Origin of the sequence: Pseudoalteromonas sp. SG44-5, from assembly GCF_014164175.1 — a bacterium.
Lineage (GTDB): Bacteria > Pseudomonadota > Gammaproteobacteria > Enterobacterales > Alteromonadaceae > Pseudoalteromonas > Pseudoalteromonas nigrifaciens.
This window is the reverse complement of the sequence record NZ_JACJES010000022.1, coordinates 14,553-30,918: the sequence shown is the minus strand read 5'-3', so window position 1 is coordinate 30,918 and position 16,366 is coordinate 14,553. Positions and strand designations below refer to the sequence as shown.

General features: G+C 37.6%; 11 protein-coding genes. 5 read left to right on the top strand and 6 right to left on the bottom strand.

The genetic code is table 11. The features are described 5' to 3' along the window. Positions 1–6 precede the first annotated feature (6 nt). The 4 genes from H5079_RS15665 to H5079_RS15650 are packed head-to-tail and all read left to right on the top strand — an operon-like array spanning position 7 to position 2,374. Positions 7–411 carry a copper resistance CopC family protein gene (locus tag H5079_RS15665; RefSeq protein ID WP_011329652.1) on the top strand — a complete coding sequence of 135 codons (405 nt, stop codon included), beginning with the start codon at positions 7–9 and terminating at the stop codon, positions 409–411. Positions 412–422: 11 nt separating this feature from the next. Next, on the top strand, positions 423–1,325 hold the full coding sequence (locus H5079_RS15660; RefSeq protein WP_089368999.1) for a copper resistance D family protein: 903 nt from the start codon (positions 423–425) through the stop codon (positions 1,323–1,325). Positions 1,326–1,347: 22 nt separating this feature from the next. Beyond that, positions 1,348–1,836, top strand: a complete 489-nt coding sequence (locus H5079_RS15655) for a DUF4440 domain-containing protein (protein WP_182684441.1) — start codon at positions 1,348–1,350, stop codon at positions 1,834–1,836. Between the two features lie 10 nt (positions 1,837–1,846). Next, positions 1,847–2,374 (top strand): DUF411 domain-containing protein, encoded by a 528-nt coding sequence (locus H5079_RS15650; RefSeq protein ID WP_089368997.1) that lies wholly within the window; start codon positions 1,847–1,849, stop codon positions 2,372–2,374. Positions 2,375–2,500: 126 nt separating this feature from the next. On the opposite strand, the gene H5079_RS15645 is transcribed toward H5079_RS15650, so the two are convergent. The 5 genes from H5079_RS15645 to H5079_RS15625 all read right to left on the bottom strand — a co-directional run bounded on the left by H5079_RS15645 (position 2,501) and on the right by H5079_RS15625 (position 13,128). Continuing rightward, positions 2,501–4,834 carry a S9 family peptidase gene (locus tag H5079_RS15645; protein ID WP_182678667.1) on the bottom strand — a complete coding sequence of 778 codons (2,334 nt, stop codon included), beginning with the start codon at positions 4,832–4,834 and terminating at the stop codon, positions 2,501–2,503. Positions 4,835–5,034: 200 nt separating this feature from the next. After that, positions 5,035–6,501: a DNA recombination protein RmuC gene (gene rmuC, locus H5079_RS15640; RefSeq protein WP_182684440.1), complete on the bottom strand. Its 1,467-nt coding sequence runs from the start codon at positions 6,499–6,501 to the stop codon at positions 5,035–5,037. A gap of 838 nt (positions 6,502–7,339) precedes the next feature. Continuing rightward, entirely contained in the window at positions 7,340–10,486 is a 3,147-nt protein-coding gene (locus H5079_RS15635) for a DEAD/DEAH box helicase (RefSeq protein WP_089369318.1), read from the bottom strand. Between the two features lie 425 nt (positions 10,487–10,911). Beyond that, positions 10,912–11,874 carry a transcriptional regulator gene (locus H5079_RS15630; protein WP_011329645.1) on the bottom strand — a complete coding sequence of 321 codons (963 nt, stop codon included), beginning with the start codon at positions 11,872–11,874 and terminating at the stop codon, positions 10,912–10,914. A 15-nt stretch (positions 11,875–11,889) separates the two neighbouring features. Next, the gene (locus H5079_RS15625) at positions 11,890–13,128 is read right to left on the bottom strand and encodes an AAA family ATPase (protein ID WP_011329644.1); all 1,239 of its coding nucleotides are present in this window, start codon (positions 13,126–13,128) and stop codon (positions 11,890–11,892) included. Between the two features lie 772 nt (positions 13,129–13,900). Between H5079_RS15625 and H5079_RS15620 the strand changes: the two genes are divergently transcribed. Then, on the top strand, positions 13,901–15,115 hold the full coding sequence (locus tag H5079_RS15620) for a hypothetical protein (RefSeq protein ID WP_011330184.1): 1,215 nt from the start codon (positions 13,901–13,903) through the stop codon (positions 15,113–15,115). Positions 15,116–15,173: 58 nt separating this feature from the next. Here the strand turns inward: H5079_RS15620 and H5079_RS15615 are convergent, their stop codons facing one another. Continuing rightward, positions 15,174–16,049, bottom strand: coding sequence for a DNA replication terminus site-binding protein (locus H5079_RS15615; protein ID WP_089369317.1), 876 nt, complete (start codon positions 16,047–16,049; stop codon positions 15,174–15,176). Positions 16,050–16,366: the final 317 nt, after the last annotated feature.

The following is a 16,366-nucleotide window of genomic DNA, read 5'->3' as shown; positions in this document are numbered from 1 at the left end:
GTAATTATGAAATTTATAACTATTGCGGCAATTTTAGGCTTAGCTTTAAGCTTTTCGGCATCAGCTCATATTTCGCTAAAGCAATCAACACCACAAAATAGTGCGATGCTAATGCAAAGTCCAGAGCAACTTACGTTAACGTTTAGCGGCGAAGTACAACTTGCCAAAGTACTCTTAAGTGATGCTGCAAACAAGCAAGTAGATTTTAACTTTAAACCCAGTGCAAAAGCTAATAGCAACTTTAGCTGGCCGTTACCCAAGCTTGAACAAGGTAATTACACAGTTAAATGGATAGCGCTTGGTGGCGATGGCCACAAAATGTCAGGCAATTTTGACTTTATGCTGCACGCCAGCGACACACATTCTAAAATGAAAAACATGGCGGCTAGCCATAAACAACATAATCATTAGGTAGTCATATAATGCAATTAAGTGATTGGTCAGTGCTGTTACTATTATTAAAGATAGTAAGCTATTTAGCTATTGCAGCCCTTGCGGGCTGCTTGCTAATGCGCTTACTTAATAATGAGAGTACAACGCCAGATACACAATTAAGCTGTTTTAATCGGTATTTAAAGCGCTGGCAAATCACCCTTGTTATGGTGGGCTTTATTGGTGCAATATTACAAATACCAATTGAAGCGGGGGCCATGGCTGAATCTGGTTTTGCTGGCATGATAGACCCCTTCATGCTGGATATAATTTGGCAATCAGTAATTGGTGAGCAGGTAAGTATGAGAGTGCCTGCATTTATAATTGCCTTGTTTGCGGTGTGCACTTGGCGCACCCATTCAAACTCAGCTAACGTGGCTAATTTTGTTATTACACTATTAGCACTTATTATCCTTACCTATAGCTTTACCTTAACCGGCCACAGCGCCGAAAAAGGCCTATTAATTAAAAGTATATTAACACTGCACTTAATTGCCATTGCTAGTTGGATTGGCTCACTATGGCCTCTTTATAAAAGTTGCCAACTGCTATCGTTAAATACGATAAAACATTTAATGGAACGCTTTGGACAGCTAGCAATTATTATCATAGCGGTACTGCTCATATCTGGTATAACCTTATTATGGCAATACTTAAATTCATTTTCTGTATTATTTACTTCAAATTATGGCCAGCTAATAATGTTAAAACTGTTGTTAGTGAGTGCTATGTTACTACTGGGTGCTTGGCATAAACTACGTTTAGTTCCGCAAATTACACAGCAACATCATGTTGTTACTTTAAAGCGTTCTATTTCTGTTGAAATGCTTATTGCCGTGTGTGTATTACTAACCACCAGTGTATTTACCACGCTCGTTGGGCCGCCCGTATAATTTATCTTATAAAGAGAAAAACATGTTAATAAAACACCCTAAATTTGGATTGATCTCAGCGCTGTTATTTACTGCAACAAGCTCTTTTACTGTAAACGCGCATGGTGATGAAGAGCACGCAAAAAAATCAGCTTTATTTGTTAATGTAAGCAGTGCTGCAGCAAAAGTTGTTAGCTCGTTTCATACTGCGCTTAAGCAAGGCGATAAAGTAACTGCTCGACAATTACTAGCCGATGATGTGATTATTTTTGAAGGTGGCGGCGTTGAGCGCTCAGCCGATGAATACGCTAACCACCACATGTTAGCTGACATGAAATACCTAAGTGCAATTAACAGCGACCTATTAGAGCACCAAGTGTTTATTAATGGTGATATGGCTTACTCGGTATCAAGAAGCAAAAACCATGGCAACTATAAAGGTAAAGAAATAAGCGCCACAGGTATGGAGTCAATCACCTTAAAAAATACCGATTCAGGCTGGAAAATAACTCATATTCATTGGTCAAATTAAGGCGTTAATTATGCGTATAATTAAAATCACCTCAAGCGTGCTTTTAGCACTAGCACTGCCTCTTATGGGGGCGTGCTCTGAGCAATCACCGCAAGTACATAAAGCAACTAGCTCAGCCGATAGTCCCAAAAAACAGGAGTTAAAGCTTACTGTTTATAAAGATAAAAACTGTGGCTGTTGCAAAGGCTGGATTGAGCATATAAATCAAAGCGACATTAATACAAAAGCCATTGATGCAGACGATATGGGATTAATAAAATCGCAATATCAAATAAAGCCTAACCAGCGCTCATGCCATACAGCTGTGTCGGCCAACGGTTTTGTGTTTGAAGGCCACGTACCGGCTAAATTTATTAAACAATTTTTATCAGAAAAACACCCAGCGCATATTATCGGTTTAACCGTACCCGCAATGCCACTAGGCACACCAGGTATGGAAATGGGTGATGCATTTCATAAATACAACATTGAATTTATTACCACAAACACCACCACAGGTGTGTACAAGCACATTAGTCAATACGACGAGCAGTTTTAACTGTTGTGGCATAGTTTGTGAAACTGTTTAGTACCTATAAAGAACTGTAAACCCCCATTACAGTTTGCACAAAAAAGCCACAATTAAAAATTGTGGCTTTTTTAGTTTTTAATAATTAATTAGACATTATTTTAGTAAGTTTTTCTCAAAAAATTCGGCCATCATAGTGTGGTAATGCAAAGCCGTTCCTTTGCCTTCTTTTAGGCTGTGTGAACGATTAGGATAAGCAAAAAACTCAAATTGTTTATTATGCTTAACAAGCTCGTCAATTAAACGCTCAGACCCCTGATAGTGTACGTTATCGTCGCCAGTACCGTGGATCAGTAATAATTTGCCGCTAAGGTTTTTAGCAAAACTAATTGGCGAGGTATTATCATAGCTTTGTGGGTCGGTGTTTGGGTTACCCGAATAACGCTCTTGATAAATAGTGTCATATAAACGTATATCAGGCACAGGTGCTGAAGCAATACCTACTTTAAATTTGTCGCCGTGACGAAATAATAAATTAAGTGTAGAGCTGCCGCCGCCAGAGTGTCCCCATACGCCAACCCGCTCTGTGTCTATTACATCCCAGCGTTTAGCCATCGCGTCGAGCGCGTCAACTTGGTCTTGCACTGTAATTGAGCCTATTTTTTTATAAATAGATTTGCGCCAATCTCGGCCTTTTGGTGCGCGTGTACCACGGTTATCAACTGATGCAACAATAAAGCCTTTTTGAGTTAATAACGATTTGTATAAATAGCTATTACCTTCAAAGCGATCTTGTACGGTTGATCCCCAAGGTTCGCCATAAACATAAAATACGATTGGGTACTTTTTATTTAGATCCATATCCGCAGGAAACATAATATAACCATCAAGCTCGGTGCCATCACGCGCGGCTACTTTAAAAAACTCATGGTTTGGTAAACTTTGCTCTGCTAATTTTTGTTTCAGCTCGCTGTTTTCGACCAAGGTTTTTACATTACTGTGATCGCTCACCTTAATAATTTGCTTAACGGCCGGCTGATTAAATTTAGAATAGGTGTGCATGGCCCAAGAAGCATCCTTTGACACGTAGTAACTGTTGGAGCCGTTAAACTGCTCAGGTGTTACTCGTACTGGTTTACTGCTGCCATCTATTGCTGTGCGATACAAATAGCGCTGAGCTGCATCATCTGGTGATGCACTAAAATACAATACGTTTTTGTCTTCGTTGATTGCAAGCATATCAACAATGTCGTAATCGCCAGGGGTTAGGTCGATAATTTTTTTGCCATCGCGCGATATGCGATATAAATGACGCCAGCCGTCGCGTTCGCTGTGCCAAATAAAAAACTCACCACTTTTTGACCAATTAGCACTATAAAACCATTCAATAAACGCATCGTCTTTTTCTGCCAGTATTTTAGTTAGCTGCTGCTTTTGCCAATTAAATAACCATAAATTATTATGGTTTTGTGGGCGGTTTAAGTCTTGGATAAGTAACGACTCACCATCGCCTGCCCAGCTAATGCGTGGTATGTAACGATCGCGGTTATCGCCCTCAAGTTTAGCCCACCGGGTTTGCTTGTCACTCAGGCTCACTACGCCTACGCGTACAGCTGAGTTAGTTTCGCCCGCTTTAGGGTATGGAAATTCAGTAAGGCTAGGGTAGAGCGCTTTGGTGTTGTTGATCATGGTAAAGTATTTAACGCCGCTAGTATCGAGCTGCCAATACGCGATTGATTTATTATCTGGGCTCCAACTAAAGCCATCACGAATAGAAAACTCTTCTTCGTATACCCAATCGAAATTACCATTAACTGTGGTAGCGCTGCCATCGGTTGTTAATGCGCTAACGGTATTGCTGCCAACTGCTTGCATATAAATATTATTATCGCGCACATACGCTACTTTTGAGCTGTCGGGGGAGAACTTAGCAAACATAAGCTTTTTGGGCTCAGGGTTTTCGCCGCCCAACTGCGAGAGTTTATTCGTATTTAAGTTAAGTAACCAAAAATCCCCTCGGCTGCGCGAACGCCATACTTGCTCACTGTTGGTAAATACCATGAGCCACTGGCCATCTTTAGAAAATTGATAACTCTCAATTGCAAACGCTTCATCTGCGCCCTCTGGCAGTAACTTTTCAAAAGCAACCAGTACTTTTCGCCCTGTGCCATCGGCGTTGTAAAATACAATGTCGTTGCCTTTTACACCGTGCTCTTTCTCGTCGTCAGCTTTAACGCCTACTTTTTTATCGGCTTCACGTTGCTCAAGTACTGTGTAGCCAGTGCCATCGTCTAACCATTTAAAGTAAGTACTACGCTGTGCTTTAAAGTATTTATCTTTATAAATTTGCTCAAGAGTAAGCGGGTTACTAATAGGTGTAACTGCATTACCTGTTGTTGATGGTGATGTATTTGATGTCATAGAACACCCTTGTATGGTTATACCCGCCAGAATGGCAACTAACAGTGCTGAGGTTTTAATTATTTTCATCGTGTTTCCTAGGGGGGGGTTATTAAATAAATACTGACCCCGCTACTTTAGCAAATAAGCAAAATAGGATCTGAGCGTTTATCGCGTTATTAAGGGATTAAGCTTAAAAACGGAATTAATACGCCATGTTAATTAAAAGTAGGCATTAGCTGTGTAATGAAGGTTACCGTTTTTAAATACCTAATCCTTTAGCTACGCAGTTAATCTAATTCTAAATTTGCACGTTCAACGCTCTCTGCTGGTAATTCTTTTTGTACCGATACACCCAGCTCTTTAAACTCGCTTGCCTGTTTAATTAAGTTACCTTTACCTCGGTAAAGCTGCGAAAACGCTTTGTCGTAGCTTTCTTTAGCACGATCGAGCTGTTTGCCAACCCCTTCCATGCTGGTTAAAAAGCCATTGAGCTTGTTATAAAAACGCTCGGCTCGGGCTGCCAATTCTTTTGAGTATTTAGTTTGTTCTTCAAAGCGCCATAGCTGTTTAACTATATTTAAACTAGTGAGCAAGGTAGTGGGGGTTGCCACTAGAATATTTTTTTCAATTGCTTGCTGGTAAATATCACTTTGGTATTTAAGCGCTTCAACAAAGGCTGATTCTATTGGTACAAACATCACCACTACTTCTGGCGAGTTAAGCCCAGGTAGACGGTCGTACGATTTACTCGCAAGCTCGTTTATACGCGCCTTAACAGCCTCAACGTGCTCTTTAATAGCTTGCTGTGCTGCTAGCTCGTTATCGGCGTTAACATAGCGTGTGTAGGCGTTTAACGAAGTTTTAGCGTCAATAACTAAATGGCGACCTTGGGGTAAATAAACAACTACATCGGGGCGTAAGCGGCCATCTTCGGTGTTAAACGACACCTCGCGTTTATAATCTACGCCTGCGCGTAAGCCTGCGCTGTCGAGCACGTTTTCTAGCATTAACTCGCCCCAATTGCCTTGGGTTTTCTTTTGCCCTTGTAGAGCGTTACTGAGCCTGTCGGCTTGCTCGGTTATGGCTTGGCTTTTTGCTTGTAAATGTAATAACTCGGTTTTAAGCGCGGCGCGTTGTTTTAAGTCTTCAACATGGATTGACTCCATTTTGTCGCGAAAGCCTTTTAGCTCGCCTTGCACTGGTTTTAATAGTTGCTCAATGCTTTCTTGATTGAGCACTTTAAACTTTTGAGACTTTTCTTCTAAAATTTGATTCGCTAAGTTTTCGAACTCTTTTTTAAGCATCTCTTTGCTTTGCTCTATTTGCGCAAGTTGTTCGCTAAAGTGTTGTTGTTTTTGCTCAAGCGTAGTGCGTATATTATTTAGCTCTACATCGCGTTGGCTATATTGTTTGCGCAGTGCACTTAGCTCGGCTTCGGCTTTTTGCCAAAACTGATTATATTGCTGGCTTTGTTTTTCTTGTTCGGTAAAGCGGGTTTTAAAGTGCTGCGCTTGGTCGCGTTGCTCTTGATGGGTATGCTCTAAAAGTTCGTGGTCATCCGCTAACTGGGTGTATTGCAGGGTTTTGCTCTCAAACTGACTTTGCAATAACGACAACTGCTGTTGCTGCTCACTAAGTTGTTGTTTTAATTTTTTACTAAGCGATGCAGATACTAGGCTACAAATTACGCCACCTGCGGTAACGCCTACGCCTACACTTAGCCAATCAATGCTAGTTAATAACTGAGAAAACATAAAATAAACTTATTAAATTTAGAGACATGCCATCATAACGAATAACTATCGATAGCAGTAGGGGCGGGATATAAATTAAAGGCATAAAAAAAGCCAACCTATAAAAGGTTGGCCTAACATTACTAAAACTAGTAACCAAATAGGGAAATCAACATGAAACTTGCGTTAACAACAATTCATCACAAGCATAATAGTAGACGGCAAATTGAATATTTAGTTCAACAATAATTTAAATTTATTTATATGTCGTTTAAGAAGGCTACTAAGTAAATTTTTTGCAAAAAAAAGCCAACTCAAACGAGCTGGCTCAATCATTACTAAACTTAGTAACTAAATAGGGGGATCAACATGAAACTTGAATTAACTGCAATGTAATCACAAGCATAATAGTAGACGGCAAGTTGAGTATTTAGTTCAATAATAATTTAAATTTATTTATATGTTGTTTAAGAGGGCTACTAAGTAATTTTTTGCAAAAAAAAAGCCAACTCAAACGAGTTGGCTTAATCATTACTAAATTTAGTAACTAAATAGGGGGATCAACATGAAACTTGGTTGAACTGCAATTCAACCGCTAGCAAAATAGTAGACGCTGCATATTTAATTAAGTTCAAAAAAGTATAAAAAAATTAAACTTAAGTTTTGTGTAAAGCAGCCGTGTAAAAAAGGCATAAAAAAAGCCAGCCCTAAAGTGGGCTGGCTAAATCATTACTTATTTAAGTAACTAAATGGGAAATCAACATAATGCTTGGTTAAACTGCAATTTAACCGCTAGCATAATAGTAGACGCTGCATATTTAATTAAGTTCAAAAAAGATCTGAATATTTACAGACATTTTTAATCTTTAATTAAAGAGAGCATTTGTTGCTCGTCAAACTGGGTAAAACTCATTGATTTTTCGGTAAATAATGCATCTACAAGAGCTTGTTTATCTTGTTGCATTTTAAATACTTTTTCTTCAATTGAATTTGCCATAATAAGTTTATACACAAACACAGGATTAGTTTGGCCAATACGATAAGCACGATCTGTCGCTTGTTTTTCTACTGCTGGGTTCCACCAAGGATCGTAATGAATTACTGTGTCGGCTTGCGTTAAATTAAGCCCCGTACCACCGGCTTTTAAACTAATTAAAAACACCGATGTTGCACCACTGGTAAACTCATCAATCACTTTATCGCGCTGGCGCGTTTGTCCGGTAAGTAAACTAAAGTTTATATTTATTTCTTTTAGGCGTTCAGCAATAAGATCGAGCGCAGAAGTAAACTGACTAAATATAATTACTTTTCTACCTAAGCTTAGCATTAGCGGTAAGCGATTACTTAGCCATTCTAGTTTTGCACTGCCAGCCTGAGTTGTTGGCTCTATTAATTTAGGGTGACAACAAATTTGCCTTAATTTTAACAGCGCTTCTAAAAAGGCGAGTTTACTTTTTTGCATACCTTGTTCAGAAAACAGATCAGTTAGTTTTTCTTCTAATGCCTGAGTAATACTGTGGTACATTTCTTTTTGTTTTGGCTCAAATTCAAACTCTTTAATTAACTCTGTTTTTAGCGGTAACTCTTGTGCAACTTGCGCTTTAGTACGGCGTAATATAAACGGCATAATTAAGTCTTTAAGTTGCTGTGCTCGCTCTGCATTGCTCTCACGCTCAATTGGCGTTTGGAAGTGAGTTTTAAAATGCGTTTGCGAGCCAAGTAATGACGGCATAGCAAAATCAAGTAATGATTTAAGCTCGAATAAGTTGTTCTCTATTGGCGTACCACTTAAGCAAAGCTTAAAGTCGGCATTAAGGCGCTTCACTAAACGCGATACCTGCGCGGTATCGTTTTTAATATATTGCGCTTCGTCGAGTATAATATTTTCAAAATAAAGTGGTGAATAATACGCAATATCGCGTTTAAGTAGCGGATAAGTAGTTAATATACATTGTGCTTGCGCTACATTTTGTAATAACTCATTACGCTGGGCACCAAAAATAGTGGTTACTTTTAAGTTTTTAGCAAACTTGGTTATTTCTTTTTCCCAATTGCTTACTAGGCTTGTAGGGCACACAATGAGTGTAGGGCCTGCTTGCGCATTATTATAACTACTTGTTAGATAGGCAATAACTTGCAGAGTTTTACCTAATCCCATGTCGTCTGCTAAAATTCCGCCAAGCTGATGGCGTTTTAAAAAGTTTAACCACGCAACGCCTTGCTGCTGATACTCGCGCAATACAACTGAGTCATTTAACCCTTGTATAAGCGTAGTGGGGCGCGACTGGTCATTACTATTTAGCTCTTCTAAATAACGTGACAATGACTCGTCGTGTAGTTCAACATTTATAGCGGTATGACTTACCAGTTCAGGCAAGTATGAAAGCGGAATATTAAATTCATCTCTGGTTTTTATAAATTCAAATCGTTGTTTAAACTCATTTAACAAATGCAACGCTGCTTTATTTATAGCGCCAAACTCACGACCTATTGGGTAGTAATAAAACAACTCACTTTGACGATTTAACGATTCATAATGAGCATCTGTTTGATTAAATAATAATGTAGCTTTAGCATCGTTTAATATAATTTTGCACTGCATTTGATGCCCCGCAGTACGGTGTACATGCAAAGCTACTTGGCTTTGTGGGTTAACAGCATTTACTTTACTAACCGATACTTTCCAGCCTCGTTGAACAAAGCTAGGAAACACCTCATACACTAACCAGTGTAAGTGAATTGGCGATTGTTTATTAAAAATAAACTCACTTTGTAAACCCCCTTTACAAAAATCGAAACCTAAGTTTATTAGCTCGTTTTTTACGGTGTTTTCAAAAGCACTATTTACTAGGGTTTCTGGCGCTGTGCCTGCCAAATAATTTTTATTTTTATATTTAAACAATAACGAAAGCGTTAATCCTTCCGCCGACATTGTTACTTTTAAAACCGCATTACTTGAGAGTTTTGAAGTATTGTTTTTTTCATTAGTGGGGTGCGGAATAACACCTGAGCCAAAGTTATCGGCGAGTTGTTTATAAATACGGTCAAAATTAGTGTCGTGTAATGCTGGAATTGTTTGTAAATGAGCAATTTCGTCTGCACTTAAAGGGGTGCGAATGCGTCCTACTTTATAAGTATCGAGATCTAAATAAGTAGGTGGCGTTGTTTTAATTAGTGTCCAATTTTTGCTGTTTTCTAAATTAACTTTTAATTGGGTTAGATCTTTTACTTGTTGCCAACTAAAGCTTAACGCTTGCCCTGTTTGCGCTTTAATTGATACGCGTGATCGTTGTAAAAACAATCTTTCAGTTGCTATAAGCTGTTGCAGTGCGTTAAAACCCCATTGCCCTTTAAGCTCAATATTACCTACTGCATTTTGTGAACGTATCCAGCTAAATAATCTAAAGTCGCTTTCTAATAAATCGCTAGGAGTTACAAAGCTGTTTAGCTGTTGCTCGGTAAGGTTACGGCCTAAGGCATAGCTTTGATTTTCATCGTAATTAGCTATTTTGGGCGTTAAAAACACTTTATTGTTTTCTACATCTAATACAAATAAAAGCACTTGTGAAGGCGGTTGTTCGGTACTGTTTTTAAGTGCTCCGAGTTCAGTAAACCAATCATTAATAAAGTAGTCTTCGCCGTACTCACCCGAGTGTTCTATTTTAAGTTTGAGCAAAATAGCAGCTAAGTGGCGGCATTTTGTTTTAACGTTACAGGTACAGTGAGTATCTACCGAATAACCAGTAGGTACTTTACTGATCTCAATACGTTGATTAAACGAAATACCTTTGTCGCCACGTACTGTTGAATCCACAACTGAAAAATCGCTATTATGCTCTAACCAGCTAATTTGGCCGTTTTTATAATACGCTTTACCTTTAGCCAATACGGCGGGCTTAAACAATTTTTTAATGAAGCGTTCAGAAAGAGGAAACTGGGTAGCCTGCTCATTTTTAATTTCTTCAAAAATAGCCATTAGATCAGTTTTAGATAAGTTAGCAGACATGTCACTCAAAGTATTAAATTTTAAAAACAATTTTTTTAGTATATGCCTTATATGCTCTGAGCTAAAGCAATATTAACGTTAAATAAACTGGTTGGAGCTGAGCGCTTAGTAAAAAATTGCTTTATAGCTAAATAATGCGCTAATTATTATTTATTTAAAATAAAACACACAGCTAACTCACAAGTTAAAAACAACTTACTAACACAAGGAGGGGGTTTACAGATCAGCTTTATACTAACAAAGCGCAAAACAGGTAGGATCTAAGATAAAAAGGTAATTTAGTTAGTAAAAAGCTGATCTAAAATAGGCAAGTAACTCTTTTATGCTTAAATTTTGCTATATGGGATCAGTTTTTTACTAACTTAAAGGGTGTACAGATCAATATTTAACTAAGCTAACACCCTTATAGATCATTATTTTACTAACTAGTTAAATGCAGCTAATAGCTTAGTAAGTTGTTCTAAGCGTTTGTCTGTCATAACTTTATTGTTTATTTTTACTGAAACATCACCATTTTTTAAACTGCGCTGTACTGAAACAAAGTTACTCTCAAGCACAACTTCACGTTTAACGGCTATTTGTGGCTCGGTAGTTAAATACTTAGTAATGGCCATTGCACGCTTGTCATCGCTTGCTGCTGCGTTTATGTCTTCATGGTTAGCAATGTCAGCAACTAGCAAGTTAAAGGCTGCTTGGTCGCGCTCCTTTGCGCTAATCAGCTTTTTAGCCACTTCACGGCCAACATGATTAGCTGTAGGGTAAAGTGCAACAACATCTGCAGGGATTTGCTCGAATGCTTTTATTGCATCGGCAACCGCGGTATGCGATACGCCTTCAATAACTGCAATTTCACGGTAAGAGCCTTTTTTACCTTGCTCAATTAATTCATTTTTAGTGTTTTGATAAGCTTGTCCAAGTTCCCACAAGCTAGGTGCTATGTATTGATCAGACGAAACAGCTAAAATTTTTGCATCTTGATCAGTAAAGTCGCTAGAGCTCAACACTAAATAATCGGCATTACCCAAAATGCAGGCTTTACGGCGGCGTGATCCCGCAAGTACTAAGCTTGTATCGCCTTGATCCCAAAGAAGTGCCGGGTGTTGATTACGGCCATCTTCTTTTATTGCCGGTAGAATATCGGATACCGACTTTTCATTTAACAGCGACTGTACACGGCGGTTTTTGCCATATACCTGGGTTGTTGACTCAATGTCACTATGGGAAATCACTTTACAAACTAGGGTAATTTCTCTGCTAGGATCGCTTGGCGCTGGCATACGAATTACATCGCCCGCATTTGCTTGCTCTAATAAAGCATCAAGACTACTACTACCAACCGCTGTTGCAAAAGGGTCTAAGCGGGTGTCATTTTTACGTTTTTTAGCCATTTTTGTTTAACATCCTTACTTAGGGGTATTTAGTTTTGATTGTGTAGATTGCCAATTAGAGCGGATCAGCATTTCGAGCTCATCAACTACATCTTTTATATTTTCTTGCGCACGCATTAACGATTCGCGACTAGCTAAACTATCTGATGCTTTTTGATCAAAAATAGTGTTAAACGAAGACGAACTCGCTGTAATTGCTGAGCTATGGTTAATTGGGTAACTCATTACTTGGCGACCAAAGGCACTACGAACATCTTTAACGATATCGCGTTGCGAGTGGTTACCTTTTACATAGTTAGTTACTAAAAACTGCATAAAGTCCCATCCTTCATGGCCTAGGGCTGCAACTGTATGATAAATCTCACCTAAACGTTTTAAATATTTATTATTTGCATCAAAGTCTACAGCTTCTGGATGAACCGGTATTAGCATTGCTGTAGATGCCATTAACGCATTATAAAACATAAAGTTAAGTGTTGGAGCTGTGTCGATTAATAACACATCAAACTCGTCTTTTACTGGGTCAATTACTTTTTCAAGTAACTTATGATAATGACGGGTTTGTTCATAATTTGAGGTGTCTTTGAGTAAAGTAGCTGTTTCATGTTCAAAATAAAAATCATCCATACCAGATGGTAAAACACGAATATTTGGAATATGCGTAGGTAAAAATGAGTTTGATACAAATTCAGGCCAGGTTTCCCCTTCGTCTAAATCAATACAATCACGCATTAAATCGCCAACGGTAATTGGATCGGGCTCTGCCGATGGAAAAAAGCTAGATGATGAACCTTGAGGATCTAAATCAATAATACCAATACGATAGCGTTTAATATTTGTAGTTGCCAATGCTGCTGCAATATTAACCATACTAGTTGTTTTACCACAACCGCCTTTTAAGGAGTTAATTACAATAACTTGCAGTTTGTCATCACCAGTACGGTGATCGGGCTGAATATCCATAATATCGGCCATAGCAAAAATATTTACCAAAGTGTAAGCGTAATGACCATTTGCACCACGTTTGATATTTAAATTATCAAAATCACCATTGTCGTGGCGTCTTTTTAAGGTACGATTGTTACAACCAAGCAGATCGGCAGCTGCTTTTTGCGTATAAGTTCTTAATTCTTTTTCTTCAGATTTAAGATGAGCGCGATAATGTTGTATACGTCCTTCTAGTGACTTTTCGGCAACTTCAGCTGTTGCTTTCAAAAGCCGGTAGGTACTTAGCGCATTATTATTGATAGACATACTTAATTCCTCAAAGTTAGGCTGTTAGTATAATGTCCATTCAATTTGCTGTAAACAACTATTTATAGTGACATGTGTTTTATAAACAAGACATCTAATAATATTTTTACATGCTTAATATCTCTTAGTATAAATAGAGAGGTTAAGTATGGTTAAGTATATAAGGTATTAAAGGATAGAGGCTTAAATAAAGGTCATAAACACATGATTTATATGAATAATAATAAAATAAGCAGATCAGCTTTATACTTGGTTAAGATCAGATCTTTATCTACTAGCAGATCAGCTTTTTACTAAGCTGAAAATTAAAATAATAGTTACACACAGGTTAATCATTAAGTTGTGCACAAAAAAGGTCTGTTAGATCAGTTTTATACTAAGTAAATTATAAAGTTATACACCGATTCTGTAGTAAAAGAAGGCTTTTAATTAGTATAGATCTGATCTGTAGTAGGTACAGATCAGATCTATGCTAACTCAATATGTGCTTATCCACAGGGCTTTTAGTTTTTTAGTTAATTTGTCGTGTTAAATATTAAAAATTTAGCTTTGTAATGGACAAAAATCTCACTGAGTTAGTAAAAATGAGATTTGTAACTGCCTAGTTAGTAAAATAATGATCTGAAATTGAGTTAATTAGCATCCGCTTAGTATAATAGTGATCCGAAGGTTTTATTTTAGCTCAGATCACTTTTATACTAACTTAAACATTTAACTTTTTTGTCTTTATGTGTTGTTATTAGCTGTCGCAATAAAAATGGAAATAACAACAATGAGCCGAAAGGTCAACATCTCGGTAGATAACTTGCCCGATACACTAAGGGGCCAAATTCACGGGGTGGAAAGTGCAATTGATAATGAAAGCTTAGCACTGTTTACAGATAATAAAGATGTGCGGATTTCGATAGAAAATGCAGCTCATGGATTACGTGCTTATTCGAATACTTTTAACCATTATGATTTATGGGGACGCTTTGTCCGTTCGGGGCATAAAAAATTACCATTAGAAGAAGCACCTAAAAAAACAATAATTACACGCAAAATATCTGAAAAAATAGATGGTATTTTGTACGACGGTGAATTAAAAATAACGCCGGCGGTTGTTAGCACACGCAAAGATGGTGAAGACGTAGAATATTTGGTTTGGCCATCAGATCGAGAAGAAAAAGTAGAACGTGCGCTGATCCGTTTAGCTTCTAAAGGTAAAATAGTAAAAATAAATTTTAAGTCCGGTATTCAATATGCTGTTGTTTTTTCAATGAACGAATTAGCACAAGAGCTGAAAACCGTTGGCCAATCTATGCCATATCCACAAATTAAAGAATCACTTGAAGCATTACAAGGCTCGAAACTTTCGTTTAAATATTCAGCAACAGACACCAAAAATACAAATATTGATGATTCATTTTACGAGTCGAACATGAACTTTTTATCGTCACTGCATTTTAGTGGAAAAAAAGGTCAAGGCGGAAATGTTAAATGTGTTGCGTGTTTAAATGCATTTGTGCATAACATGATTGATAACCTTGAATACAAAGGATATTACTTTAACAGCGCCCAAGAATTAAAACGCGGATTATCGCGTTGGATGATGCTGCGCTTATATCATCTTTGGCGTTATGCAGCGCCGGGTAAAACATACCATTTTAGATTACTGTCTATTATGGAAAAGTACGGCTCAATTTATTCAACGGATAATATTACCGAAAATAAATTAAAAGCGCTGCGTCGTGATATGACCACAACAATGAAAGATTTGATCGAGAAAGGAGCTATCTCTGAGTACAGTATTACCAATGTTAAAGACGATAAAACCGGTAATATTATTGACTACACTTACGAAATGCATCCATCAGACCAATTTTGTGATGAGATACTTACTCTGAATAAACACAATAAACGAATTGAAATACAAGGCGGTAAGCGTATTGTAGAAAATGCTGTGCTTATTGATGAAGACAAACTTGTTGAAATAGTAGATAAGTAATTTTTATTGCAGAGTCCAATAATAACAAAGGTCACCTAGCGTGACCTTTTTAACATAATCACTTTTCTACTTGTTCTAAATAAAGTCGATCTACTAAAAAATCATAGTCACGTTTTCGTGGATGACTTAATGGTTTTTCGTAATTTGGTAATACCCCAAGTTTTACGTCTGGTTCTGGGTTTATTAAAATAAAAGGTAGCGCCGCACTGACGTGATAACGGTTTTGCGCGGTATAACGCACATTTACCTGAGGGCTAACTCGAGTAGGGCGCCTAATTCTAAGTTTTTCTTTTTCACCTAAACTTGCTACCCGTAATTGCTCTTGTGCTACTAGCGCCTGCCATTTTTGCTGGTCGATCATTCTGGGGTTTCTATAACTAGCTGACTTTTGTAACATTTCGAGGGCCATTTTTTTGGTCAGTGTTTTAGTTGCATGTTTGTGCATCCAGGTAAATCGTACTGAAAAAGGCGATTCATGTTCACTATGAATTTTTCGATAAGCAGCCAAAGTAATTAAGTTGGGTACTGCATTATGCACCGCTTCAAAACGAGCATCGTTGTTATCAATAGCTAAAATACACTCTTTAAACGCTGCTTTTGCCTTATTTACTTGAGCAATTCGATTAATTAGTGCTTGTTTGTCAGCATTTTTTATAACTAATAGGCCAGGATGACGCTTTAAAACTCGGCTACTTAGCCCTTGTTTTTTATAAATGTCAGTAAAGGAATTTAATATAGCTTTATGTGCTAGTTCGCCTGATATTTTAGTAACTTTAATCGATTCGGCCACTTTATCTTCATCAACAGTGCTTATATCAGGAAGTTGATAATATTCGGCTTTTGTATATTCACATAGATTAAGCTCTTCTATTAGCCTTAATGTTAGTTCGCTCATTAAATCAAACTGACTTCTTATTTGTACTTTAGTTACCATGCAACCTCCAAAGAACACATCTTACCTAAATAATTATCGCACATAACCTTATCTTTGTTTAGCTAATAATTTTAGTTTACTCGGGGCTAAGTTTATTTAATATTTAATTTAAGTATGATGTGTTCTTTACAGCTTTGGTTAATTTTAAAATCTCGTGCTTATGCATTTGAGTAGCTTAACTCTTAATAATAATTCCCCAATACTCACATTTGTATACCGTTATAGGTTACAGCTAATAACGGCCTACTAGCTTCTGAGTGCAATTTAACTTTAGCCATGATTTGTGGTGAGGCTTTAAAATGAGGTTGATATAATTA